This is a genomic window from Mesorhizobium sp. YIM 152430 (genome assembly GCF_029210365.1).
Lineage (GTDB): Bacteria > Pseudomonadota > Alphaproteobacteria > Rhizobiales > Rhizobiaceae > Aliihoeflea.
In genome coordinates, this window is record NZ_JARGES010000027.1 from 328877 (window position 1) to 352307 (window position 23431).

Here is a 23431-nt window from a genome sequence, read left to right on the forward strand (position 1 = left end):
GGGAGATTACCTTCGACCATGTATACGATCCGATTGAAGAACTGCGCGTTCTTCGCCCGCCATGGCGTCTTCGTCGAAGAAGAAACGCTCGGCCAGCGCTTCTACATCGATGCCGAACTGACAATCGTGCCGGAGGGATCGCTCGACAGCGATTCCATCGAGGGAACGGTCGACTACGGCGCGGCCTTCGTCGAGATCGAGAAAGTCGTCACCGGCGCCCGCCGTTTCCTGATCGAGAAACTTGCGGTCGATGTGGCCAAGGCGCTGTGCGCGCGCTTCCCGCAGGTGACCAAAGCCTCGATCACGGTGCGCAAGCCGAGCGCACCTGTTCCCGGCGTCCTTGATTTCGTCGAGGTCAATATTGTCTGGCCGCAATAGGGTGCGGGCCTATCTGGGCCTTGGAGGCAATCTGGGCGATCCGCAAGCGGCCATGGCTGCGGCCCTCGCCATGCTCGATGCCGAGCACGAAATAGCCGTCATGCGCGTGTCCTCGCTCTACCGCACGCCGCCTTGGGGGCTGGTCGACCAGCCGGACTTCCTGAACGCGGTTGCTGAAATCGAGACGACGCTTGTGCCGCGCCTGTTGCTCGACGCCTGCCTTGCGGCGGAGCGGGCGCTGAAGCGCGTGCGCAACGAGCGCTGGGGGCCGCGGGCCATCGATATCGACGTCCTGATCTACGGCGATCTCTCCATTCACGAGGACGGGCTGACCGTTCCACATCCGCGCATTGCCGAGCGCGCCTTCGTGCTCGTGCCGCTGCTGGAAATCGCGCCCCACCTCATGATCGCGGACCGCCCGCTCGACGCGGCGCTACAAACCCTGGATGTGAGCGGAATCGAACGCCTCGATCTGGCCCCTGACTGGTGGCGAGCTGGACGCTAGCGGGAACCTGTTTTTTCCCTTTCCTGCGCGATGATTGCGGCAGTCTCCTCACTCAACGCCTGACCGCTTTGGCGGGGCGTTGCCAGCGGCGTTGGCGTCGGCGCGTTGCCGCGCAGAAGAGCGTTTCCGGCATAGATGCCGCCGGCGACCTGCAAATCGAGCCGCGCAGCGTCGCGCACCCGCACTTCCTGCATGATTTCGTCGATCTCGTCGTCGTTGATCCCGATTGTGCGCAGCGATTGCGCGCCGAACTGGAAAGCCGATTCCAGCGTCTCGCGCATCTGGTATTCGACCCCCGTGTCGATCAGCGCGATCGCAGAGCCCCGGTCGTAAGCGCGCGCCAGGACCGGCAACAGCGGATATTCGCCCTTGATGAGTTCGGCGATCCGAACAGCCGCCTCCGGTTTGTCGACGCAGATCATCACCGCCTCGACCTTTCCGATGCCCGCGGCGTGCAGGATGTCGAGCCGGGTTCCATCGCCGAAATAGACCTTGAATCCGAAACTGCTCGCCGCCTGGATCATCTCGACGTCATTGTCGATGATCGAGACGTCGATGCCGCGCAGCAGCAGAGGCTGGCTCGCGATCTGCCCGAACCGCCCGAAGCCGATCACGAGAACGCTGCCCTCCAGCCCATCCGCAATGTCGACGCCATCGGTGGAAAGTGTCCGTTCCGGCATCAGCCGCCGCAATGCCATGATGACGAAGGGCGTCAGGATCATCGACAGGATGACATTGGCGGTGAAGATCGCGTTCAGGGACTGGTCGATGACGCCGACCGAAGCCGCCGTCGCGAAGAGCACGAAGGCGAATTCGCCGCCCTGCGCCATCAGACCGGCGCGTTCGAGCGCTTCGCCGTGCGGCGTGCGCAGCAGCCGTGCGATCGCATAGATGCCGAAGCCCTTGAGAACCATGTAGACCACGACGAGCCCGGCCACGAGAGCGGCATTCTGCACGATGACGGAAAGATCGAGCGCCATGCCGACGCCGAGGAAGAAAAGGCCGAGCAGGATGCCCCGAAACGGCTCGATATCGGCTTCGAGCTGATGGCGGAACGTGCTTTCGGAAAGGAGAACCCCGGCAAGGAATGCGCCCATTGCCATGGAAAGCCCGCTCATCTGCATCAAGAGCGCGGAGCCGAGCACGACGAGCAGCGCCGCCGCCGTCATCACCTCGCGCGCTTCGGCCTGTGCCAGAACCCGGAAGAGGGGGTTGAGCAGATAGCGTCCGACGAGCACAAGCGCGGCGATTGCGGCAAGCGCGATTGCGATGGCGATGCCACGCGATCCGGCATCGCCGTCTTCGCCCCCCGGCGCCAGAAAGGCGACCAGAGCCAGAAGCGGAACGATCGCGATGTCCTCCAGAAGCAGGATCGAGACGATCCGTTGGCCCTTGGGCGTCGACAATTCACCCTGATCATTGAGGATCTGGAACACGATGGCCGTCGATGTGAGCACGAAGCCCGTGCCCGCGACGAAGGCGACCAGCGGGGAAAAGCCGAACGCGATGCCGGCGCCGGTCAGGAGCGCACCGCAAATGGCGACCTGCAACACACCGAGACCAAGGATTTCGCGTCTTAGCCCCCAAAGCCGCGACGGCTGCATTTCCAGCCCGATGACGAACAGGAACATGACCACGCCGAGTTCGGCTACGTGGATGATTGCTTGCGGGTCGGAAAAAAGGCCGATGCCGAACGGGCCGATGACGATACCTGCGGCCAGGTAGCCGAGCACGGAATCGAGCCCGAACCGCTTGAAAAGCGGCACGGCGATCACACCGGCACCGAGTAGCGCGACGATCGGAACGAGATCGACGCCGTGGGCAGTCTCGACGGCCATGACGGCCTCCTGAAAAGCGAAAGGACCGGGCGATGAGGCCCGGTCCGTTTCGATCTTGTCAAGCCGTCAAAGCGCTATCGTCAGTGATTGGCGACGGAGCCGACCGCACCCCTGTCGACGCGCTTCAGGTTCATTCCGATCACCGGCACCATCTGTTCGTCGACGAGGACGGAAACGGTTACGGTCATCGTGTTGTCGTCGGGCAGGCGGGCGAGCATCGCGCCGTTGAGCTGGTTGCGATTGAGCGTCAGCGTGACCTTTCGGCCATCTACCCGTCCGCCGACCACGTCGAGGCCGGTGCCGTCGGACCCGTCCATGAACGAGCCGCGATAGCCGGCGCGGCCCTGATGCTCGACGCTGGCCTGCATCTTTTGCGTGAAAAGGCCGACGCGGCAGCCGCCGTCGAGCGACATGCCGATCTTGTCTCCCGGCGTCGCGCCGGTGAAATTACAGACGAACTTGGTGCCCTTGTATTTGCCGGCGACGATCTCGCCGGGGCCGGACCACGAGCCTTCCACGGAGGAAAAGAACTTCCGGTCTTTTTCCGACGCCGTCGCGGGCGCGGCAAGACCGATCACGGTTGCGGCCGTGGCCGCCAGGACGGAAGGGGCGAGGCGTAGGACGGTCATCGAACGGGCACCTGTGAACGTGGCGTGGCTGGGCAAGCTTGGCCGCGAATGGTTAATGATTTGCACGACGAAGCAGCAATGCGCCCGACAATGAGTCAGCTTCGCGGCGGGCGCAAGCCTATTGTTGAGGCGCCTGCGCTTCGCGTCCGCGCCGTGTCGCAAAAGACGCAAGGCTTGTGATGAAGTCGGCGACGCTCGGCCGCTTGACCGCATGGAAGGGCAGGGGCCGCACGACTTCCATCGCGGCCAGGCCGACACGCACGGTCATCACGCCGTTGACGACGCCTTCGCCGAGCTTGGCCGACAGCCGCGCGGCAAGCCCCTGGCCGACGACCTGGTGGACGAATTCGTCACCTACCGCCATCACCCCCGTGACCGCCAGATGCGCGAGCACGTTCCGCACCAGACGGAAGTAGCCCAGCGTGCCGGGGCGGGCGCCGTAGAGTTCGGCGAGGCGGCGGATCAGGCGTCCCGATTCGAACAGGATGTAAGCGACGTCCACCAGTGCGCGGGGGCTGACCGCCGTCACCACGCTGACGCGTTTGGCCGCGTCGAGAATCAAGCGCTTCGCCTCGGCATCGAGCGGCGCGACGAGTTCGGTTTCGGCGAGGCGAACGAGATCGGGTCCGTCCATCACATCGTCGCGCAAGGCGTCGAGATGCGCGCGACCGGCCGCCGTCTCGGGTCGCGCCGCCAGATGGGCCTTGAGCCTGTCGGCAAAGGCGCGAGCCTCGGACAATCGCCCGTCCCGAAGAACGCGTTCGCAGTCGCCGCGCAGGCGCGTCACCGATTGCAGGCGCGCCAGCGCCACTGCCTCGCGGATGAGGATTGCAAACAGGGCCAGCGCTGCAATTGCGGCAAGTCCGATTCCGACGAAGCCGAGCGCATCCGAGCGTGCGAAAAGGTCCGCGATCACGCGCTCGGCCCACAGCCCGGCGGCCAGGCTGACGAGAAGCCCGAACGCACCGGCGAAGACGCGGCCGAGCCGCAATCCGCGTCGGCGCCGCGGCAAGGCGGGCGGCGGCGCTTCGGTGTCGACTTCGTCGAAGACGTCGATCTCGGCTTCTTCGATCCGCTCGAGATCGCGTCCGGAAATGGCACGCGGCTCGCGCGGCAGGGCGACGGTCGGGGTGGGCCTTGCACCCGGCACGGCAAAGGATTGAGGTTCACGCTCGCGGCTCATGCCAGACGATCTCCAAGCAGGAATTGGAACGCGCGGTCGAGCCGGATATGTGGGAGTGAAAGCGTCAAGCCTTCGCTCGTGCGCTCCAGTTTCGGCGGCCGGAATCGCACGAAACGGATCGGCGCACGACTGCCGCTTTCCTCCAGCGCCACTTTCGGATCATGCGGCAAGTCACCGGGAAATATCGCCGTTTCGGTTTCACCGTCAAACGTGTCGCGGCCGATCGTTTCGCCTTCGAGCGGCGTTCCGATGATGACCGGCAACGCATCGCCATTCTCGCGCACCGTGCCCTCGCGCGTCGCCCGCACCGCCGCCATCGCCAGCACCTCGATTTCGGCCCCGCTGGCGCTCGCCCGCGAGATCGCCCGGTCGGCAAGCCGCCGCACGATCGCTTCCAGCCGGTCATGGCTTTCGTGATGCAGATGGTCGGCCTTGGTCGCCGCGATCAGGATGCGGTCGATCCGGCGCAGGAAGAGGTCCGTCAGGATGCTGCGCGCGCCGGGACGAAAGCACGAGAGGATTTCCGTCAAAGCGCGTTCCAGGTCGGCGACGGCGGCAGGCCCGGCATTCAGCGCCTGAAGCGCGTCGATCAGAACGATCTGCCTGTCGAGTTTGGCCACATGGTCGCGAAAGAACGGCCGCACCACATGCGATTTGTACGCCTCGTAGCGCCGGGCCATCATGGCGTGCAGCGAACCGGGGGGCGGGCGCTCGTCTCCAAGGCCCGGCAGAGGCGAAAAGGTGAGCGCGGGAGAGCCTTCGAGGTCCCCGGGCATCAGGAACCGTCCGGGCGGCAGGGTCGACAGCGCGCTGCGGTCGTCCTTGCCGGCCTTGAGATAACGCGTAAACGCCTCCGCGAGCCGCCGTGCGGCCATCTCGTCCGCATCGCTCGCAGGATCGATGGTCGCGGCCAATTCGCGCCATTCGCCCGACAGTCCCGCGCGCACCGGCAACCGGGCGAGGGACACCGCGTCGCGTGAGAATTCTTCATAGGTTTTGGCAAGAAGCGGCAGGTCGAGCAGCCATTCGCCGGGATAATCGACGATGTCGAGCGACAGTTTCCCGGGCGAGAACAGCCGGCCCCAGCCGGAGGCGGATTCATAGTCGATGGTCAGCCGCAATTCGGAGATCGCGCGCGTGGAATCCGGCCAGACGCGCTCGCCGACAAGCGCGGCGACATGATCCTCATACTGGAAGCGCGGCACCGCATCGTCCGGCTGGTGTTCGAGGTAGCTCTTCGCGATCCGGCCGGATTTCATCGCGTCGAACATCGGCAGCCGCCCGCCATGCAGCATGTTGTGGACGAGCGAGGAGATGAAGACCGTCTTGCCGGCGCGCGAAAGGCCGGTCACGCCAAGCCGCAGCGAAGGCGACAGGAGGCCGGCGGTGCGCCCGGCGAAGGTTTCGAGTGCGAGACGGGCTTCATCGCCCAGGGTGGTCTGCGATGCCAAATGCGAATTCCCAGGCTGCCTGTCAGATCAGGAGATAGGTGCGATGGCGCGTCCGCAACAGGGGCGAGCCCTATTTCACGCCCGCAGGCGTCCAGAAGAGTTCGAGAATTCCGGCATCCGGCTCGATGGAGGAATGCGCGGCATCGAAGGCGATGACCGCCAGGCCGCAGGTTGGAAATCCGGCCTGCAAGGCATCGGCGTCTTCACCGACAAGCGCGGCCGCCAAATCCTCCATCACCGGATTGTGGCCGACGATCATCAGATCGCCGCCGTCCGATTCGGCACGCACGATTTCCAGAGCCTGGACGGCGGTGGCTTCGTAAAGCGTGTCGAGATAGGCGATCCGATCGTCCGGAACGATCCCGTCGAGCGCGGCCACCGTTTCCCGCGTGCGCCGCGACGAGGAGGCCGCGATACGCGCCGGCTTCAACCCGTGTTCTTTCAGAAAAGCGCCGAGCCGTTGGGCGTCGGCAATCCCGGAGACATCCAGCGAACGGTCGAAATCGCGCTGTCTAGGCTCGGCCCAGCGCGCCTTGGCATGGCGCAGGAGATAAAGTCGCAGCATCCGTTTCCCCTGTCGCTTCCTGCCGAAGACCCTACGAACTAGCGTCCCGGCCCGACAGGCACAAGCCTTGGTGCCGGCTCAATCTCGCCTTTCGGGCAAGCTGACAAATGCGTGAAAGCTCAATTCTTAGTGCTTGTGCGGTGCTGGCCCCCCGAATATATAGGCGCCGGATTGCTTCTGTGGGGTGAGTCTGATGAGCAAGGCTATCGAGTCTGACTATATGCCATCCGAAGATGAGCCGTTCATGAATGAACGGCAGAAATCATACTTCCGAACCAAGCTCGTTTCTTGGAAGAACGACATTCTTCGCGAGGCGCGCGAAACGCTGGACATCCTTCAGCGCGAAAACGCCAATCACCCCGATCTTGCCGACCGTGCCTCGTCCGAAACCGATCGCGCGATCGAACTTCGCGCCCGCGATCGGCAGCGCAAGCTCATCTCGAAGATCGACGCCGCATTGCAGCGTATCGACGAAGGCACCTATGGCTATTGCGAGGAGACCGGCGAGCCGATCTCCCTGAAGCGCCTCGACGCGCGCCCGATTGCCACGCTTTCCATCGAAGCGCAGGAACGCCACGAGCGCCGCGAAAAGGTCTATCGCGACGAGTGAGCGTCAGCGCCGCTCGCGCGGCGCTTCGTTGAGAAGGCGATCCATCTCGTCCTCGATCGTGGGCTCCCGACGCTGCGAAGCCTGCGTCGACTGGAAATCCCGCTCGAATTCCGAAACCATCGCTTCATCGACGGTCGGCTCGCTGGCCGCGACGCGTTCTGCGATGGCCGGTTCCGAGCGCGGCTCGGCGCGCGGCGCTCCAGTCGCGCTCGCCACCGGAGCGAGCGGCTGGCGTCGCTCGATGCGCGGTTCCTCGGCGACATGGCGGGCAGGCGCCGGGCTCGGCTCCCGATGGATGGGCGGCGAATCGGCAACAGGCGGCTCGGTCCGGGTGGGTTCGGTCTGGCGCTCGGTCCGAGGCACCCTGGCAACCGGCGCTTCGGCAACCGGCAGCGCTGCGCTGCGCCCAGGCCCGGTTATGTTCTGCTCGATCACGATGTCGGTCGGCCCGCCGATCATGATCAGATGTTCGACTTCGTCGCGACGCACCAGCACGAGCCGGCGCTGCGTGTCGACTTCGGCGGCATCCATCACCGCTAGGCGGGACCGATAGCTTCCCGCGGACGCGAACGAACCGCCCGAAACCCTCCGCACGATCTTGATGATCAGCATGATGACGCCGAGCGCCACGAGTGCGACCAGCGTCCACATGACGGCCCCCGCATATCCGGGGCCCGCAATATCCTCAAACCATGTCGGCATGTCTGTCTCCGCTCGTAAATAAGTAGACGCTAAACTCCGCAACGCGTCAGTCGTCAACCGGTTGCGTCGAGACTGGAACGAAGCTTTCCCCAACGCCGTGCCATCCTTGCAGCCGCGCATTGCGATGATGTATGCCGGTTGTCATCTCGAATGATCCGATCGGTTGGGGGACCGCCTTGATGGCGCAGAAGAATGGCGGCGATCTCAATCCGGCGCCGATCGTCGACCAGAACGCTCGCTTGTCGACCCTATCGCGGCTGATCGGGTTCATCATCGCGCTCGTCATCTGTGCGGTCGTCCTGATCGTCTTCAACGATCTGCTGAGCCCGAATACCTTGCTTGGCCTGCTTGGCGTACTGGCGATGATCGGCGTCGGCTTCCTGTTCGCTGCCGCCATCGGCTTCGTCCATCTTGCCGGACGCTCGACCTCCGACAATCTGTCGCGTGCGCTGGTCGACAGTTCGGCGCAGGGCATGGTCGTCACCGATGCCAAGGGGCGCATTCTCTATGCGAACCGCGCCTATGCCGACCTCACCGGCGCGACGTCGCCGGAGGAAACACGCACCATCGAGGCGCTTCTGGCCGACAGTCCCGAAGCCGCGCAGGTGATCTACAAGCTTGCGGCCGCGATCCGCGACGGCCGCAATGCGGACGGCGAATTCCGCCTCCCGCGTCCGCTGCGCACCGGCGGCGAGGGCGGCGCGCGCTGGTATCGCGCCTCGGCCCGCACGTTCCGAATTCCCGAGATGCGCCAGCCCGCTGCACTGTGGACCCTCATCGACATTTCGGACGAGCGCGCCGAGCAGGAGCGCTTCTTCCTGGACCTGCAAAAGGCCATCGACCATCTCGATCATGCCCCGGCGGGCTTTTTCGCATCCGATTCCGGCGATCGCCTGACCTATCTCAACGCCACGCTCGCCGATTGGCTGGGAATCGATCTTGCCAGTTTCGTGCCCGGTTCGGTGCGTCTGTCGCAGATCGTGGCCGGTGACGGGATGGCTCTGCTGTCCTCGGTGAAGGCCGAGCCTGGAACGACGCGCGACGCGGTAGTCGATCTCGATCTGATGGCGGTCTCCGGCGCCGCCATTCCCGTGCGCATCATGCACCGCGTCGCAAGTTCGCGCGAAGGCGTGGCGGCGACCAGCCGCACCATCGTGCTCAACCGCGCCGAAGGCACCGATTCGTCCGCAGAGTTGCGGGCTTCGGAGATACGCTTCACCCGCTTCTTCAATTCGACCCCGATGGCGATTGCCGGGATCGACGGCGAAGGGCGCATCCTGCGCACCAACGCGCCGTTTCTGTCGCTGTTCTCCAGCGTGGTCGACCGCGATGCGATCGACGGCCGCGCGCCTCTCGACCGCGTCATCCACGCGCGCAACCATGATGCCTTCCGTGCGGCACTGGATGCGGCCAAACAGGGCCAGGCGGACATCTCGCCCATCGATACAGTCCTGCCCGGCAACGAGGAGCGCTATCTACGCTTCTACATCAACGCGGTCGCCGATGCCGGCGGCGAGGACGGCGCGGAGGAAGCCGCGATCGTCTACGCCGTGGAAACGACCGAGCAGAAGGCGCTCGAAGGCCAGATGGCGCAAAGCCAGAAGATGCAGGCCGTGGGCCAGCTCGCCGGCGGCATCGCGCATGATTTCAACAATGTCCTGACCGCCATCATCATGGCGTCGGACCTCCTGCTCACGAGCCACCGGCCATCGGACCCGTCTTTCGCCGACATTATGAACATCAAGCAGAACGCCAATCGCGCCGCCTCGCTCGTGCGCCAGCTTCTCGCCTTCTCGCGCAAGCAGACGCTGCGCCCCGAAGTGCTGAACCTCACCGATGTTCTGGCCGATCTGCGGATGCTGCTCGTCCGCCTTGTCGGAAAGGACATCCAGTTGTCCGTCGAGCATGGCCGCGATCTTTGGCCGGTCAAGGCCGACATCGGCCAGTTCGAGCAGGTCGTCGTCAATCTCGCTGTCAATGCGCGCGATGCGATGCCCGAGGGCGGTATGCTCGCCGTTCGAACCCGAAATGTGCATATGGCCGACTGCGCCGCATTCGGCTATCGTGAACTGGCGCCGGCCGACTACGTCATGGTCGAAGTCGAGGATTCCGGCACCGGCATTCCGTCCGAAGTGATCTCGAAAATCTTCGAACCTTTCTTCACGACCAAGGAAGTCGGCAAGGGAACCGGTCTTGGCCTGTCGATGGTCTACGGCATCATCAAGCAGACAGGCGGCTACATCTTCTGCGATTCGGAAGAGGGCACCGGGACGACATTCCGCATCTTCCTGCCGCGTCACGTCGCGGTCGCGCTCGCGCCCGATACGGCTGCGGGCGAGCTTCCGGCCGAGGCTCCTGCGGCAAAGCAGAATGGCGCGGCAAAGGACCTTTCGGGCACTGCCACCGTGCTTCTGGTGGAGGACGAGGACGCGGTGCGCATGGGCGGTGTGCGCGCCTTGTCGTCACGCGGCTACACCGTCCACGAGGCGTCGTCGGGCGTGGAGGCGCTCGAAATCTTCCACCAACTCGACGGCAAGGTCGACATCGTCGTCTCGGACGTCGTCATGCCCGAGATGGACGGGCCGACGCTTCTGGGCGAACTCCTGAAGATCCAGCCCGACATCAAGTTCGTCTTCGTGTCGGGCTATGCCGAGGATGCCTTTGCCAGGAATTTGCCGCCCGAGGCGAAATTCGGCTTCCTGCCGAAGCCCTTCTCCCTCAAGCAGCTTGCGACGGTGGTCAAGGACATGCTCGACCAGCCGTGAGCACTATTCCGGCATCTTGACGGTTACCTCGATCGATTCGTACCACGCCGCGACATTCGCGATCTGCTCGGCGGTCAAATCCTTGACGACGACCGACATCATCGCATTCTCGCGTTTGCCGTCCTGGAACGCCTTCAACTGCGTGGCCAGATAGATCGCGCTTTCGCCTGCAATGTTCGGCGCGATGGGAAGCCGAGCGATGCCGTCGATGCCGTGACAGGCCTGGCAACGCGCCGCAACCTTGCGCCCTTCGGCCGGGTCGGCGGCCAACGCGCCTGACGTCGCGAGGCCCAGCGCGCCTGCGACAAGAACTGAATATTTCATGGATGCTCCCGTGATGCCGCCCCCCGACCTCCCGAGCGCAATCGCTCGGAAGGTCGTTCGGCGTCGTTTAGTTGCCGTAGGAAATGCGGTAGAGCGCGCCGACGAGATCGTCGGAGACGAGGATCGATCCGTCGCGCAGTTGCGCCACGTCGACGGGCCGGCCGAGATATTCGCCGTTCTCGTCGAGCCAGCCATCGGCGAAGACTTCCGTCTCGCCGGCGCTGCCGTCCTCGTTCACTGCGGTAAACATCACCCGTGCGCCGACGGGCGTCGTCCGGTTCCAGGAGCCGTGCTGGGCCGAGAAGATGCCGCCACGGTACTTTGCCGGAAACTGCGTGCCCGAATAAAAGCTCATGCCCAGATCGGCGGCGTGGGCATCCATCTCCACGGCCGGCATCACGGTATCGGCCGGCGGCTCCTCGCTCTTGTACTCATTGGTCCGGGTCGACCCGCCTCCATACCAGGGGAAGCCGAAATGCTGACCCGCTGCCGTCTGACGGTTGAGTTCGCCGGGCGGAATGTCGTCCCCCATTCCGTCGACCTGGTTGTCGGTGAACCAGAGTTCGCCATTGGCCGGGTTGAAGTCGTGGCCGACCGAATTGCGCACGCCATACGTATAGACCTCGCGGCCCTTGCCATCCTGGCCGACCCGGATGATGCCGCCGATGCCTTCGCGCTCGTAGAGATCCTTCTTCTCGGGCGGCGGCACGTTGAAGGGCTGGCCGAGCGAGATGTAGAGCTTGCCGTCAGGCCCGACGCGGCAGACGCGCGCGGTGTGGTTGTAGGAAACCTCCGCTTCCGGCACCAGCGTCTCCATCACCTTGAAGGCCGCGACGTCGGGGCTTTCATAGAAGAACTCTGCGGCGGGGTAGGAGAGAACCCGGTTCTGCTCGGCGATGTAGAGAACACCCTCCGGCGAGAAGCACGGCCCGTTCGGTATGGCCATGGCCAGCGAAGGCGCGAAGTCCTTGACCTCGTCGGCCACCCGGTCCTTGTCGCGGTCGGTTACGGCCCAGACCTTGGTCTTGCGCGTGCCGACGAATGTGACGATCCCCTGCGGCCCGACAGCCATGTGGCGCGCATCGGGGACGATCGCATAGAGATCGATCTTGAAGCCGCTTGGCACGCGCACCTTTTCGAGGATCCTGCGGATCGCCGCGGCCTTCTCGCCGCCCTGCTCGATCACCTGGAATTCGCTGGTTCCCGTCGTCTGGAAATTGCTCAGCCGCTCGAGATTGGAATCTTGCGTCTGTGCGAAGGCGAGCGTCGATGCACCCGCCAATAGAAGTGCTGCCGCGAGCAGACTTGTCGTTTTCATGGCTTCCTCCCAGAATTACCTTACGGAAGGAAGATCAGACCCGGCGGTTGAACAGTGGTGGTAGCCCGCTGCTACACGAAAATTATGCCGCCTCGTGCCGCAGCGCTTCCAGTTCCGCGTCCTGCGGTCGGTGACCGCGCAGATAGAGTGCGCAGGTCGTGCGCAGCATTGACGCGAAGTTCGGGATCTCGCCATTGATCTCGATCGCCTCGTCATAGAGCTTCGACAGGAATTTCGGCGTCGACAGCCCTTGGCTTTGCGCAATTTCATCCAGCAGCAGCCAGAACGTGGCCTCGAGTTGGATGCTGGTCGAATGACCGCCGATCCGCACCGAGCGGTTGACCGGCCGGTAACCTTCCGGATCTTGTCCGGCAAACACTCTGCACATGGCATTTTCCTCCGCAGATATTGTTTTTCTTGGCCCATTGATCGGCGCCGCTTCATGCCTGCCTGCCGGCTCCGCTCGAAGTGTCCGGGAAGGCAGGCTTAAGGGCAAGTCGTACTTTAGCACGGCAATTTGCGCTCCGCTTCATCCGTAGTAGCCCGCTGCCACCACAGGCCGTCACGACGGACCATAATCCTATCCACAATCATCACTCGGAGGCCGATTTGGCGAAAGCAATCCATTCGATGATCAGGGTTCTGGAGGAGGCGAGGTCGGTCGACTTCTACCGGACGGCATTCGCGCTCGACATTGCCGAGCGGTTCGATTTCGAAACGTTCACGCTTGTCTATCTGCGCAACGCCGAGGCCGATTTCGAGGTCGAGTTGACGATCAACAAGGGCCGCACCGATCTCTATGAACTCGGTGACGGCTACGGCCACATCGCCTTTTGCGTCGACGATCTCGATGCCGAACACGCCCGTTTCAAGGCGAGCGGTCTCGCCCCGCGCGACATCGTCGAGTTCAAGAACGAGGGCAGGCTCATCGCCCGCTTCTTCTTCGTCGCCGATCCGGACGGATACAAGATCGAGGTGCTGCAAAGACACGGAAGATACGTTTGAGATCGCGGCCGCGTTGGGAGGCGCGGCCGTAGCCAGTCAATCGCGCCGATGGGCGCGACCAGCAAGCCAGGGAGGAAACCATGGTTACAGTCTATCGAAGAGATCCCGGCAGGGAGCCCGTTCTTTCGCGACGGGCACTTTTGAAGGGAAGCGGCGCCGCGCTTGTTCTTGTGGTCACGGGGAGCGCCGTCGTCAGCCCGCAGCAGGCCTGGGGCATGGAGCCCGCAGCCTTGAAACCCGAAACGATGGCGACGCTCATCCAGATGGCGCGCGACATCTATCCGCACGACCATGTGGCCGAGCGCTTCTATGTGATCGCGATGAAGGATCACGACACCAAGTCGGGCAGCGACGCAGCCCACAAGGAACTGATCGAGACCGGCATCGCCGATCTCGACCGGCGGGCAGGCGAGGGCGGCTATCGTGGCATCGGCTGGGAGGAAGATCGCGTCAAGCTGCTTCATGAGATTGAGGCGACGCCCTTCTTCCAGACGGTTCGCGGCGGAATGGTCGTCGGGTTCTACAACCAGAAGGAACTGTGGCCTCTGTTCGGATACGAAGGCGAGTCCTTCTCCCAGGGCGGCTACATGACCCGCGGCTTCGACGACATCGAGTGGCTCTGACCCCGCTCGACCCGATCATTCAGCCATAGACAGGTTTCCGGGAGGATATCATGCCTGCTCCTTATGCACTTTCCGACGACACTGTCGTCGTCATCATCGGTTCGGGCGCCGGCGGCGGCACGCTGGCCAACGAACTCGCCCAGAAGGGTGTCGATGTGGTCGTGCTCGAAGCCGGGCCGCGCATCGAATATGAGGACTTCATCAACGACGAATGGGATTCATTCGGCCAGTTGGCTTGGCTTGACAACCGTACCACCTCCGGCAGTTGGCGCGTGGCGAAGGACTTTCCCAATCTGCCGGCATGGATCGTCAAGGCAGTCGGCGGCACGACGACCCACTGGGCCGGCGCCTCGCTGCGCTTCCAGGAGCACGAATTCAAGACGCTGACCAATTACGGGCCCGTCGAAGGCGCCAGTCTTCTCGACTGGCCGATCACTCTTGCCGATCTCGAACCCTACTACGAGAAGGCAGAGGACAAGATGGGCGTGACCCGGACCCACGGCATCGAGGGTCTGCCCGGCAACAACAACTTCAAGATATTGAAGGCCGGGGCCGACAAGCTCGGCTACACCGATTGCCACACCGGCAACATGGCGATCAATTCCGGCTTCCGCGATGATCGCATGGGATGCCAGCAGACGGGTTTCTGCTTCCAGGGCTGCAAATGGGGCGCGAAATGGTCGACGCTCTATACCGAGATTCCCAAGGGCGAGGCGACCGGCAAGCTGGAAGTGCGGCCTGAAAGCCATGTCATCAAGATCGAGCATGATGACAGCGGCAAGGTGACAGGCGTCGTCTATGCCGACAAGGACGGCAATTTGCAGGAACAGAAGGCCCGCATCGTCGCCGTGGCCGGCAATTCGATCGAAAGCCCGCGCCTGCTCTTGAACTCGGCTTCGTCGAAATATCCTGACGGGCTCGCCAATTCGTCCGGCCAGGTCGGCAAGAACTACATGCGTCACACGACCGGTTCTGTCTACGCCATCTTCGATCAACCGGTCCATTTCTACCGCGGCACGACCATGGCCGGCATCATCCGCGACGAGGCGAAGCACGATCCGTCGCGCGGCTTCGTCGGCGGCTACGAATTGGAGACGCTGGCGCTCGGCCTGCCCTTCATGGCCGCCTTCCTCAATCCGGGCGGCTGGGGCCGGTCCTTCGCATCCGCGCTCGACCAGTACGACCACATGGCCGGGCTGTGGATCGTCGGCGAGGACATGCCGCAGGAGAACAACCGCATTTCCCTTCACACGGAACTCAAGGACAAATACGGGATGCCCGTTCCGGACGTCGCCTTCACCGACCATCCGAACGATACCGCGATGCGCGACCACGCCTACAGCCGAGGCATCGCGCTCTATGACGCCGTCGGTGCGACCCGCACCTTCCCGACGCCGCCCTATCCCTCGACCCACAATCTCGGCACCAACCGGATGAGCAAGAAGCCCGAGGACGGCGTCGTCAACCAATGGGGCCAGACCCACGACATCGCGAACCTGTTCGTCTCCGACGGCAGCCAGTTCACGACCGGCGCGGCCGAGAACCCGACCCTGACCATCGTCGCGCTCGCGATCCGTCAGGCGGACCACATCGCCAGGGAGATGTCGTCCGGCACGATTTGATTCCGATCCCCCGCAAACTTGGGCGGTACCGCTTGTCGGTATCGCCATTTTTTGCGTGGTTATGACAAACTGCACTGCGTGAGCCCGGACGACCCCGATCTACGCCGCTTCCAGCGGCCGGATTGCCTTCCCCCTGCAACCTTCACACGTCACCTTGCGTTTTTGCCGGGCGAGGGCTTGCGGCCTTGCCGCCTTCGTCATACGCAAACGAGCCGACCGCGACCTGACCAGAAGGTCGATCCCTTCACCCGACACTCTCAAGCTCCATTCGAACACCCATGGAGGCGCCGATGACTGCCAACGACATAGAGACCGGCGGCGGCGAAGAGGCTCGGCCCGAAATCTACAATGAGGACGGCGCGATCCGGCAGGACTTCCTTGCCCGGATCACCGATGCCATCGACGGATTGGACGCCGATACGCTGAAAAGCGAAGTCGCGGTGCTCCACCAGTCGGAAATCGGCGATCTGCTCGAAGCATTGCCACCCGAAGCGCGTCGCAGCCTCGTCGTTCTCATGGGCGATGAGTTCGACTTTACAGCCCTGACCGAAGTCGACGAAGCGATCCGTCTCGACATCGTCGAGCATCTGCCCAATGCGCAGATCGCGCAGGCCGTCCAGGAACTCGATTCGGACGACGCGGTCTACATTCTGGAGGATCTCGACCGCGAGGATCAGGACGAGATTCTCGAGCAGCTTCCCTTCACCGAGCGGATCAGGCTGCGCCGCTCGCTCGACTACCCGGAGGAAACGGCCGGTCGCCGTATGCAGACCGAGTTCGTCGCCGTGCCCCCTTTCTGGACGGTCGGCCAGACGATCGACTACATGCGCGAGGACAGGAACCTCCCGGATTCCTTTCACCAGATCTTCGTCGTCGATCCGACCTTCCGACTGATGGGGGCGGTCGATCTCGACCGCATCCTGCGCTCGCAGCGCACGGTCAGGATCGAGGACGTGATGCACGAGACGCGTCACGCCATTCCGGCCACGATGGATCAGGAAGAGGCGGCGCAGGAGTTCGAGCAGTACGATCTTCTCTCCGCCGCCGTCGTGGACGAGAACGAACGCCTCGTCGGCGTGCTCACCATCGATGACGTCGTCGACGTCATCCAGGAAGAGGCTGAGGAAGATCTTCTGCGCATGGGCGGCGTCGGCGACGAGGAATTGTCGGATTCGGTTCGCACCACCTCGCGCTCCCGCGTGCCGTGGCTTTTGATCAACCTCGTCATGGCCTTTCTGGCCGCTTCGGTCATCGGGCTTTTCGACGCGACCATCCAGGAGATCGTCGCGCTCGCGATCCTGATGCCGATCGTCGCCGGCATGGGCGGCAATGCGGGCTCGCAGACCATGACGGTCACCGTGCGCGCGCTCGCCACCCGCGACCTCGACATCTACAATGCCGGCCGCATCATCCGCCGCGAAATGGGCGTCGGGCTGATCAACGGCCTTTTGTTCGCGGTCCTCGTCGGCGGTATCGCATCGTTCTGGTTTTCGACCGATATCGGCCTTGTCATCGCCGCCGCGATGTTGATCAACCTGTTCACCGCAGCCCTCGCGGGCATTCTCGTGCCCCTGCTGCTCGACAAGGTCGGCGCCGACCCGGCCGTCGCCTCGGCCGTCTTCGTCACCACCATCACCGATGTCGTCGGCTTCTTCGCCTTTCTCGGTCTCGCGACATGGTGGTTCGGCCTGCTTTAGCCATCGGACCGAAAAGTGGAATCCGGTTTTCGGGTCGTTCCGATACCCGACATTGAGCCGGCGCAATTGACTTTTACGTAAATGCCGTGGCAATCTCGCGCAGGTTTCAAGTGCTTGATCGGATAGGTGAATGCGGGAATTCTACACGATCACCGAGCTCACGCGGGAGTTCGGCGTATCGACCCGCACCTTGCGGTTCTATGAAGACGAAGGACTGGTTCTTCCGGTGCGGCGCGGCCGCACGCGCCTGTTCCGTCCTGCGGATCGCCATCTGATCAAGCAGATCATGCGCGGCAAGCGTCTCGGCTTTTCCATCAACGAGATTCGCGAAATCATCCAGATGTATCGCGAGCCGCCGGGCGAGGTGGGTCAGCTCAAGTTGATGATCAAGCGCATCGAGGAAAAACGCGAGGATTTGCGCCAGAAGCGGCGTGACCTCGAAGAAACCCTGTCCGAACTCGACGGCGCGGAGGAAGCCTGCGTCGAGCGCCTTGCCGAACTGGGCGTCACGACATAGCTAAAACCAGCGCCGTACCCGTTTCGAGTAGTCGCGATAGGCCTTGCCGAAGCGCCGGTCGAGATGGCGTTCTTCCGGGCGTATGGCTATGAAGCTGATGGCAAGTCCGGCGGCAAAACCTGCAAGGATGAACCAGGGATTGCGCGTGACCGGGGCGAGCCCGATCAGGATCGTGACGCCGCCGAGATAGATCGGGTTGCGGCTGATCGCGAACGGTCCGTCCGTAACGAGGCGCTGGGCGGCGGATGTCGGCGCAACCGGCGTTCCGGTTTTCCGGAACCGCGTGACGGCCAGCACCGCGAGCGTCGCGCCGCCCACGATGAACAGCGCACCGATCCCGGCAAGAAACTCGGCGAAAGGGCCGCGCAGCCAGGGCAGCGGCGCCATCGTGCCGAGAAGGATCGCCAGCGCCACGGCTGACAGGAGAATGACGGGCGGCCAGGAAAAACGCATCGGCGGCTGATCGGCGGTTCTCATTCATACTCTCCCGGAGCGTCCAGATCGGTCGAAATCGAGCACTGAGCGGCAATCTCGCTGAGCCACGCCGTCGCAGTCTCGCTCGGCGCACCAGTATAAATCTCTCCGGCGCGCGCGTCGCCGTCGATCTCGGCAACCACGCATCCGCAATACGCCTCGCAGAACGCTGCATCGCGCATCTGGACGCATTGGGCCTCGCAGGCCCGAAGGAAGCCGGTACGTGGCTCTTCCGCTTGTGGCGGCACGACCAGCGAGGCGAGAAAGATCAGGCCGATCAGGATCGGCTGATGCAGCAGATAGACCGCAAGGCTGTGCCGGCCGGCAAATTGCAGTGGCCCCGTCCAGCCGGGAAGCGGCGTGCCCGCCTTGCGTTCCGTCCACCCCGATCCGAGCGCGACCTTCGCCGCCGCCATGCCGAGCATAACCGCGCCGAACCATGGAAAAAGAGGCACGAAATCGTTGGACCGCGGATTGACCGACGCAAGCCCCGTCCAGGCGAGCGCCATGCCGTTGAAGACATCGCTCCGCCACACCGCAGGCAGGACGATCACGCCGGCCGCAAGGGCTGCGACGGCCACGGCCGGCAGGCGCAGGAAGAATAGCCCCACGAGGCTCGCCACTGCGATGTGATGCAGGATGCCGAAAAAGATGAAGGCGTCCGGCGTCGCGAAATAGGTGACGAGCGTGATCGCCACGGCGGCCCCGCCCACCTGAAGCAAACGCCACCAGAAGGGTTGCCACCGCACCCCCCGCACATGCGCGAGAAAGAGGCTGAAGCCGACGAGAAACAGGAAGGACGAGGCTATGGACCGTGCGAAAAGCCGCCACCCGCCGACTGCCGTCATGCCGGGCGTCGCATAGCCGAAGAATTCGAGATCCCAGGCGAAATGATAGATCGCCATCGCGACCAGGGCGAACCCGCGCGCGGCGTCGATCAGTTCGATCCGGGATTTGTTTTTGGGCGCGCTGTGCATTAGGTCGGTCATTCAAGAATCTCGATGTCACCCGTCGGTAGCATGAAATCGCCCGACGCGGCCAAGCATAAGGATAGACCGGACCATGCACAGAATTGACGCGAACGGCGCCAGCATCCCGGCCATCGGTCTCGGCACCTGGACGCTTAAGGGCGAGGATTGTGCCGATCTCGTCGCCCATGCTCTCGAAATCGGCTACCGCCATCTCGACACGGCGGCCATGTATGGCAATGAGGCCGATGTCGGCGAAGGACTGCGCCGGGCCGGGATCGCGCGAAACGAGGTCTTCCTCACCACCAAGGTCTGGTGGACCGACCTGGCCGCCGCCGATTTCCGACGCTCGGTCGAGCAGAGCCTAGAGCGTCTGAAGCTCGACGAGGTCGATCTTCTGCTGATCCACTGGCCGAACCCGGACATCCCGCTGGGCGAGACGATCGAGGCGCTCAATCAGGCCAGAAGCGACGGGCGGACGCGCCATATCGGCGTCTCGAACTTCCCGACCGGCCTCCTCTCCGAAGCGCTGGCGTTGTCTGATGCGCCGCTCGTCGCCAATCAGGTCGAGCATCATCCCTATCTGGACCAGTCGAAAGTCCATGCCGCCTGCGCCAAGGCCGGCATGGCGATGACGTCCTACTGCCCGCTGGCGCGCGGCGGCGACCTTTTCGCCGAGCCTGCCGTTGCGAATGCTGCGGCGGCGCACGGCAGGACGCCGGGTCAGGTCGTGCTGCGCTGGCACGTCCAGCAGGACGGCGTCGTCGCCATCCCGCGCACGACGCGCAAGCAACGGCTCGCCGAAAATCTCGACATCTTCGACTTTGCCCTGACCGGCGCCGAAATGGCCGCGATCTCGGGGCTTGCTGCGCGAAACGCCCGAATCTGCGACTTCGATTTCTCCCCGCAATGGGATGCCGCCTGAGGAGTGGCAAACCGCTCATTGGTCCAGATGAAATTGCGTCACCCGATGACGATTTCCTTCTAACCCGATCACCGCCGCCGCCGCATAGCTCCTTCTGGATCAGGGAGGTAGCAGTGGTTGCGCAGGTCCGTCATCCGATCTGGCTTCCGGCCGCGCCCGCCGCCGGCGCACGCACCTTTGCGGTCCTCTTCACGCTGGAATCCTTCGCCCGCGCGTCGGTCGCAAGCGTCATACCGATCCAGGCCTATGAGCTTTTGCGCAGCGAGCAGGCCGTCTCGCTGACCTATACGCTCGTCGCTCTGCTTGGCCTGTCCGCTACCCTTTTCATGCCGCTCGCGATCGATCGTTTCGCACGCAGGCGCGTCTACACGGTGGGCGTCCTTCTCTTGGGGCTGGGCTCGCTTTGCCTGGTCACCGGCACGCTGGCCGGCCAGCTCGGCGGTATGCTTGCGCGCGTCATCGGCGCGTCGGCGCTGTCGATCACGCTCAACCTCTACATCATGGACCACATCCGCAAGACGCAGTTCATCCAGTCGGAATCGCTGCGCATGGCCTGGTCCACCATCGCCTGGACGTGCGGTCCGACGCTCGGCGTCACGCTCTATGCCCACTTCGGCTTGTGGGCGGCACACGGCGCCGTGGCGATGTTCGCGGCGGTCCTCCTGTGCTTTTTCTGGTATTTTCGCCTGTCGGACAATGCCGCCATTCGCCCCGGCAAGACCAGGCCCGCCAATCCGCTGGTCAATATCGGCCGCTTCGTCGCACAGCCGCGTCTCAGGCTCGCCTGGTTCATCGCCTTCGGCCGCTCCTGCTTCTGGACGAGCTTTTTCGTTTATGCGCCGCTCTTGATGGTGGTGACTGGACAGGGCAGCCTTGCCGGCGGGCTCATCGTCTCGGCCGGCAATGCGCTGCTTTTCACGGCACTCTTCTGGGGACGACTTGGCGCACGCTTCGGCGCGCGCCGCACGATGGCCGTGGCGTTTGGCGGCATGGCGATCGGGCTCACGGTCGCGGCGATCGCGGGCGAAACGTCTCCGTGGGTCGCCGGCGCGTTCCTGCTTGTCACGGCCTTCTTCGGCGTCGCGCTCGACGCGCTCGGCTCGGTCGTCTTCATGCGCGCCGTGCGTACCCATGAACGCGCGCAGATGACGGCGGTCTACCGCACCTATCTCGACCTGTCCGAATTGATGCCGCCGCTGGTCTATTCCATCATTCTGATCTTCTTCGGCCTCGGCGGCGTTTTCGCCTCGCTCGCGGTCCTGATGGCGGTCTGTGCGGTGGTGACGTGGCATTATCTGCCACGCCGCATCTGACTACCGCCCGCGAATGCGCGGATCGAGCGCGTCGCGAATGCCGTCGCCGATATAGTTCACCGAAAGCACGGTGAGCGAGATCGCCAGTCCCGGCCAGATCACGCGCGACGGATTGATCTGCATGAAGTTTACGCCGTCGAAGAGCAACCGGCCCCAGGTCGGGTAGTCCGACGGGAAACCGAGGCCGAGGAAACTCAGCGCCGATTCCGTGATGATGGCGGTCGCTATGCCGAGTGTCGCCGACACCATGATCGGCGACAGGACGTTGGGCAGGATATGCCGGCTGATGATCCGCCTTTCGCGCGTGCCGATGCTCTTGGCGGCGAGCACGAATTCCTGCTCCTTCACCGACAGCACCGCGCCGCGCACGATGCGCGCCGTCTGCATCCAGCTCGTGATGCCGATGACGAAGACGATCAGCAGGAATATGCCCGTCTCCGGTCCGAAGGAACGCCGCAGCGTATCGCGGAAGAGCATGATGATGACGAGCAGAAGCGGCAGCAGAGGCAAGGCGAGGAACAGGTCCGTCAACCGCATCAGCGGACCTTCGAGCTTCCTGAAATAACCTGCCAGGACGCCGATTGCCGTGCCGAGCAACAGCGACAGAAGCATCGCGGTTACCCCGACGGCAAGCGAGGTGCGCCCGCCGGCAAGGATTTGCGCGAAGGTATCCCGGCCCAGATTGTCGGTTCCCATCGGGTGTGCCCACGACACGCCGGCATTGCGTTCGCGCACATTGAGCGCCGAAGGATCGACGCCGTGGATCGAGGGGCCGAAGACGACCAGGAAGATGATCGTCAGGAAGACGATTGCGCCGATAACGCCGCCCTTGTGCTGGCGGAACTGGCGCCAGACATCGGCCGTCAGCGTGCGCTGCTTGCGCGGTTCGGCGGCGACGGGCGAGCCGGGCGCGGGCGGAATGACCTTTTCGGGTGCCATCGAGACCTGATCAGTCATAGCGAATCCTCGGATCGAGAATGCCGTAAAGGATGTCGGCGATCAGGTTGCACAGGATGATGAGCACGGCGAAGATGAAGGTCAGCGTCTGAACGAGCGGAATGTCCGCGCCCTGGATCGCGATGATCAGTAGCTGGCCAAGCCCGTTCACCCGGAAGATCTGCTCGGTGATGATCGCGCCTGAAAAGATCGTCGGGATGCCGAGCGCGATGACGGTCACGACCGGGATCAGACTGTTGCGCAGCACGTGGACCAGCAGGACGACCTTCTCCTTCATGCCCTTGGCGCGGGCCGTGCGCACATAGTCCTGGTTGAGATTGTCGAGCATCGACGCGCGGACGAACCTGCTCAACTGGGCCGCGTTGTAGAGCGCCAGCACCATCACCGGCAGCACCATCTGGCGCACCTGTATCCAGAAACTGTTCCAGTCCGTCACACGATGCGTGGTGTCGTAGATCGACGGGAACCAGCCGAGATAGACCGAGAAGACGACGATCAGCACCACGCCGGTGAAGAAGGTCGGGACCGAAAAGCCGACCATCGATACGAAGGTGCCGATCTGGTCGAACCAGGAATATTGCCGGTAGGCCGAGATGATGCCGACGGGCAGGGCGATCAGGATGCCGACGACATAGGACATGCCGACGACCCAGAGCGTCTGCGGCAGGCGCTCGACGATCAGGTCGACGACCGGGCTGCGCGTCGCCCAGGAGCGGATGCGCACGCGCTCGGCCGAATTGCCGATCTCGATGCCGAAAGCCTGCTGGATGAAATTGAGCGGTTCGGCCACGAAGAACTGCTGCAACCACTTGAGATAGCGGATGTGAAACGGCTCGCCCAGACCGAGGGACATGCGGATCTGCTCGCGCACCTCAGGCGGGATCGTCAGCGGCAGGTTGCCGGTCGGATCGTTCGGCGCAAGGTCGAGCAGCGCGAAAATGATGAAGCTGATGACGAACAATGTCGGCACCGCGAACATCAGGCGCCTCAGCGTATAGTGAAACATGTGACCGAACTCCGGCCGACGCGTTCAGACGCGCGGCTTTGCTTCATGCCCGTCAA

At 63.7% G+C, this 23431-nt stretch carries 24 protein-coding genes; 11 read left to right on the forward strand and 13 right to left on the reverse strand.

Features of this window, described 5'->3' with window-relative positions; all coding sequences use genetic code 11:
* Positions 1-18 precede the first annotated feature (18 nt).
* Both folB and folK read left to right on the forward strand, forming a co-directional pair.
* Positions 19-378: a dihydroneopterin aldolase gene (gene folB / locus PZ895_RS09345; protein ID WP_275838743.1), complete on the forward strand. Its 360-nt coding sequence runs from the start codon at positions 19-21 to the stop codon at positions 376-378.
* The gene (gene folK / locus PZ895_RS09350; RefSeq protein ID WP_275838744.1) at positions 362-883 is read left to right on the forward strand and encodes a 2-amino-4-hydroxy-6-hydroxymethyldihydropteridine diphosphokinase; all 522 of its coding nucleotides are present in this window, start codon (positions 362-364) and stop codon (positions 881-883) included. The genes folB and folK overlap by 17 nt, the downstream gene beginning before the upstream one ends.
* Here folK and PZ895_RS09355 read toward each other — a convergent pair.
* The 5 genes from PZ895_RS09355 to PZ895_RS09375 form a co-directional block, all read right to left on the reverse strand.
* Positions 880-2721, reverse strand: a complete 1842-nt coding sequence (locus PZ895_RS09355; protein ID WP_275838745.1) for a monovalent cation:proton antiporter-2 (CPA2) family protein — start codon at positions 2719-2721, stop codon at positions 880-882. The genes folK and PZ895_RS09355 overlap by 4 nt on opposite strands.
* Before the next feature lie 80 nt (positions 2722-2801).
* A complete protein-coding gene (locus PZ895_RS09360; protein ID WP_275838746.1) occupies positions 2802-3350 on the reverse strand; it encodes a hypothetical protein in 549 nt (182 codons plus the stop codon).
* 118 nt (positions 3351-3468) lie between these two features.
* The gene (locus tag PZ895_RS09365) at positions 3469-4533 is read right to left on the reverse strand and encodes a TIGR01620 family protein (RefSeq protein WP_275838747.1); all 1065 of its coding nucleotides are present in this window, start codon (positions 4531-4533) and stop codon (positions 3469-3471) included.
* Entirely contained in the window at positions 4530-5984 is a 1455-nt protein-coding gene (locus PZ895_RS09370; RefSeq protein WP_275838748.1) for a YcjX family protein, read from the reverse strand. Before PZ895_RS09370 ends, PZ895_RS09365 begins: the two co-directional genes overlap by 4 nt.
* Positions 5985-6054: 70 nt before the next feature.
* Positions 6055-6549, reverse strand: a complete 495-nt coding sequence (locus tag PZ895_RS09375; protein ID WP_275838749.1) for a histidine phosphatase family protein — start codon at positions 6547-6549, stop codon at positions 6055-6057.
* A 193-nt stretch (positions 6550-6742) separates the two neighbouring features.
* Between PZ895_RS09375 and dksA the strand changes: the two genes are divergently transcribed.
* On the forward strand, positions 6743-7159 hold the full coding sequence (gene dksA, locus PZ895_RS09380; RefSeq protein WP_024585722.1) for an RNA polymerase-binding protein DksA: 417 nt from the start codon (positions 6743-6745) through the stop codon (positions 7157-7159).
* Positions 7160-7162: 3 nt separating this feature from the next.
* Here the strand turns inward: dksA and PZ895_RS09385 are convergent, their stop codons facing one another.
* Positions 7163-7861, reverse strand: coding sequence for a flagellar biosynthetic protein FliO (locus PZ895_RS09385; protein WP_275838750.1), 699 nt, complete (start codon positions 7859-7861; stop codon positions 7163-7165).
* A gap of 179 nt (positions 7862-8040) precedes the next feature.
* On the opposite strand from PZ895_RS09385, the gene PZ895_RS09390 reads away from it, so the two are divergent.
* On the forward strand, positions 8041-10626 hold the full coding sequence (locus PZ895_RS09390) for an ATP-binding protein (protein ID WP_275838751.1): 2586 nt from the start codon (positions 8041-8043) through the stop codon (positions 10624-10626).
* A 3-nt stretch (positions 10627-10629) separates the two neighbouring features.
* Here the strand turns inward: PZ895_RS09390 and PZ895_RS09395 are convergent, their stop codons facing one another.
* The 3 genes from PZ895_RS09395 to PZ895_RS09405 all read right to left on the reverse strand — a co-directional run bounded on the left by PZ895_RS09395 (position 10630) and on the right by PZ895_RS09405 (position 12656).
* On the reverse strand, positions 10630-10950 hold the full coding sequence (locus tag PZ895_RS09395) for a cytochrome c (protein WP_275838752.1): 321 nt from the start codon (positions 10948-10950) through the stop codon (positions 10630-10632).
* Between the two features lie 67 nt (positions 10951-11017).
* The gene (locus PZ895_RS09400; RefSeq protein ID WP_275838753.1) at positions 11018-12268 is read right to left on the reverse strand and encodes a PQQ-dependent sugar dehydrogenase; all 1251 of its coding nucleotides are present in this window, start codon (positions 12266-12268) and stop codon (positions 11018-11020) included.
* An 82-nt stretch (positions 12269-12350) separates the two neighbouring features.
* Entirely contained in the window at positions 12351-12656 is a 306-nt protein-coding gene (locus PZ895_RS09405) for a ribbon-helix-helix domain-containing protein (protein WP_275838754.1), read from the reverse strand.
* Between the two features lie 221 nt (positions 12657-12877).
* Between PZ895_RS09405 and PZ895_RS09410 the strand changes: the two genes are divergently transcribed.
* The 5 genes from PZ895_RS09410 (at position 12878) to PZ895_RS09430 (ending at position 17732) form a co-directional block, all read left to right on the forward strand.
* On the forward strand, positions 12878-13273 hold the full coding sequence (locus PZ895_RS09410; protein ID WP_275838755.1) for a VOC family protein: 396 nt from the start codon (positions 12878-12880) through the stop codon (positions 13271-13273).
* 80 nt (positions 13274-13353) lie between these two features.
* Entirely contained in the window at positions 13354-13896 is a 543-nt protein-coding gene (locus PZ895_RS09415) for a twin-arginine translocation signal domain-containing protein (RefSeq protein ID WP_275838756.1), read from the forward strand.
* A gap of 50 nt (positions 13897-13946) precedes the next feature.
* Complete coding sequence (locus PZ895_RS09420) at positions 13947-15518, forward strand: GMC family oxidoreductase (protein WP_275838757.1); 1572 nt, start codon at positions 13947-13949, stop codon at positions 15516-15518.
* Between the two features lie 290 nt (positions 15519-15808).
* Positions 15809-17215: a magnesium transporter gene (gene mgtE, locus PZ895_RS09425; RefSeq protein WP_275838758.1), complete on the forward strand. Its 1407-nt coding sequence runs from the start codon at positions 15809-15811 to the stop codon at positions 17213-17215.
* Between the two features lie 130 nt (positions 17216-17345).
* On the forward strand, positions 17346-17732 hold the full coding sequence (locus tag PZ895_RS09430) for a MerR family DNA-binding transcriptional regulator (RefSeq protein WP_275838759.1): 387 nt from the start codon (positions 17346-17348) through the stop codon (positions 17730-17732).
* Here PZ895_RS09430 and PZ895_RS09435 read toward each other — a convergent pair whose 3' ends face one another.
* Together PZ895_RS09435 and PZ895_RS09440 are read right to left on the reverse strand one after the other, a co-directional pair.
* Positions 17733-18209 (reverse strand): isoprenylcysteine carboxylmethyltransferase family protein, encoded by a 477-nt coding sequence (locus PZ895_RS09435; protein ID WP_275838760.1) that lies wholly within the window; start codon positions 18207-18209, stop codon positions 17733-17735. It lies immediately after the preceding gene.
* The gene (locus PZ895_RS09440) at positions 18206-19183 is read right to left on the reverse strand and encodes a heparan-alpha-glucosaminide N-acetyltransferase (protein ID WP_275838925.1); all 978 of its coding nucleotides are present in this window, start codon (positions 19181-19183) and stop codon (positions 18206-18208) included. The genes PZ895_RS09435 and PZ895_RS09440 overlap by 4 nt, the downstream gene beginning before the upstream one ends.
* Positions 19184-19268: 85 nt before the next feature.
* Here PZ895_RS09440 and PZ895_RS09445 point away from each other — a divergent pair, with 85 nt between their 5' ends.
* Both PZ895_RS09445 and PZ895_RS09450 read left to right on the forward strand, forming a co-directional pair.
* A complete protein-coding gene (locus PZ895_RS09445) occupies positions 19269-20099 on the forward strand; it encodes an aldo/keto reductase (RefSeq protein WP_275838761.1) in 831 nt (276 codons plus the stop codon).
* Positions 20100-20212: 113 nt separating this feature from the next.
* Complete coding sequence (locus tag PZ895_RS09450) at positions 20213-21412, forward strand: MFS transporter (RefSeq protein WP_275838762.1); 1200 nt, start codon at positions 20213-20215, stop codon at positions 21410-21412.
* Here the strand turns inward: PZ895_RS09450 and PZ895_RS09455 are convergent, their stop codons facing one another.
* Positions 21413-22369: an ABC transporter permease subunit gene (locus PZ895_RS09455; protein WP_275838763.1), complete on the reverse strand. Its 957-nt coding sequence runs from the start codon at positions 22367-22369 to the stop codon at positions 21413-21415.
* The gene (locus PZ895_RS09460; protein ID WP_275838764.1) at positions 22362-23375 is read right to left on the reverse strand and encodes an ABC transporter permease; all 1014 of its coding nucleotides are present in this window, start codon (positions 23373-23375) and stop codon (positions 22362-22364) included. The genes PZ895_RS09455 and PZ895_RS09460 overlap by 8 nt, the downstream gene beginning before the upstream one ends.
* Positions 23376-23431: the final 56 nt, after the last annotated feature.

What these genes read in the sequence shown, in the direction of transcription:
- PZ895_RS09355 (WP_275838745.1), bottom strand. Translation starts at nt 2,721, where the DNA reads ATGGCCGTCGAGACTGCCCACGGCGTCGATCTCGTTCCGATCGTCGCG.
- PZ895_RS09455 (WP_275838763.1), bottom strand. Translation starts at nt 22,369, where the DNA reads ATGACTGATCAGGTCTCGATGGCACCCGAAAAGGTCATTCCGCCCGCG.
- PZ895_RS09445 (WP_275838761.1), top strand. Translation starts at nt 19,269, where the DNA reads ATGCACAGAATTGACGCGAACGGCGCCAGCATCCCGGCCATCGGTCTC.
- mgtE (WP_275838758.1), top strand. Translation starts at nt 15,809, where the DNA reads ATGACTGCCAACGACATAGAGACCGGCGGCGGCGAAGAGGCTCGGCCC.
- PZ895_RS09405 (WP_275838754.1), bottom strand. Translation starts at nt 12,656, where the DNA reads ATGTGCAGAGTGTTTGCCGGACAAGATCCGGAAGGTTACCGGCCGGTC.
- PZ895_RS09395 (WP_275838752.1), bottom strand. Translation starts at nt 10,950, where the DNA reads ATGAAATATTCAGTTCTTGTCGCAGGCGCGCTGGGCCTCGCGACGTCA.
- PZ895_RS09400 (WP_275838753.1), bottom strand. Translation starts at nt 12,268, where the DNA reads ATGAAAACGACAAGTCTGCTCGCGGCAGCACTTCTATTGGCGGGTGCA.
- PZ895_RS09360 (WP_275838746.1), bottom strand. Translation starts at nt 3,350, where the DNA reads ATGACCGTCCTACGCCTCGCCCCTTCCGTCCTGGCGGCCACGGCCGCA.
- PZ895_RS09365 (WP_275838747.1), bottom strand. Translation starts at nt 4,533, where the DNA reads ATGAGCCGCGAGCGTGAACCTCAATCCTTTGCCGTGCCGGGTGCAAGG.
- PZ895_RS09390 (WP_275838751.1), top strand. Translation starts at nt 8,041, where the DNA reads ATGGCGCAGAAGAATGGCGGCGATCTCAATCCGGCGCCGATCGTCGAC.
- PZ895_RS09435 (WP_275838760.1), bottom strand. Translation starts at nt 18,209, where the DNA reads ATGAGAACCGCCGATCAGCCGCCGATGCGTTTTTCCTGGCCGCCCGTC.
- dksA (WP_024585722.1), top strand. Translation starts at nt 6,743, where the DNA reads ATGAGCAAGGCTATCGAGTCTGACTATATGCCATCCGAAGATGAGCCG.
- folB (WP_275838743.1), top strand. Translation starts at nt 19, where the DNA reads ATGTATACGATCCGATTGAAGAACTGCGCGTTCTTCGCCCGCCATGGC.
- PZ895_RS09375 (WP_275838749.1), bottom strand. Translation starts at nt 6,549, where the DNA reads ATGCTGCGACTTTATCTCCTGCGCCATGCCAAGGCGCGCTGGGCCGAG.
- PZ895_RS09420 (WP_275838757.1), top strand. Translation starts at nt 13,947, where the DNA reads ATGCCTGCTCCTTATGCACTTTCCGACGACACTGTCGTCGTCATCATC.
- PZ895_RS09385 (WP_275838750.1), bottom strand. Translation starts at nt 7,861, where the DNA reads ATGCCGACATGGTTTGAGGATATTGCGGGCCCCGGATATGCGGGGGCC.
- PZ895_RS09440 (WP_275838925.1), bottom strand. Translation starts at nt 19,183, where the DNA reads ATGCACAGCGCGCCCAAAAACAAATCCCGGATCGAACTGATCGACGCC.
- PZ895_RS09415 (WP_275838756.1), top strand. Translation starts at nt 13,354, where the DNA reads ATGGTTACAGTCTATCGAAGAGATCCCGGCAGGGAGCCCGTTCTTTCG.
- PZ895_RS09430 (WP_275838759.1), top strand. Translation starts at nt 17,346, where the DNA reads ATGCGGGAATTCTACACGATCACCGAGCTCACGCGGGAGTTCGGCGTA.
- PZ895_RS09460 (WP_275838764.1), bottom strand. Translation starts at nt 23,375, where the DNA reads ATGTTTCACTATACGCTGAGGCGCCTGATGTTCGCGGTGCCGACATTG.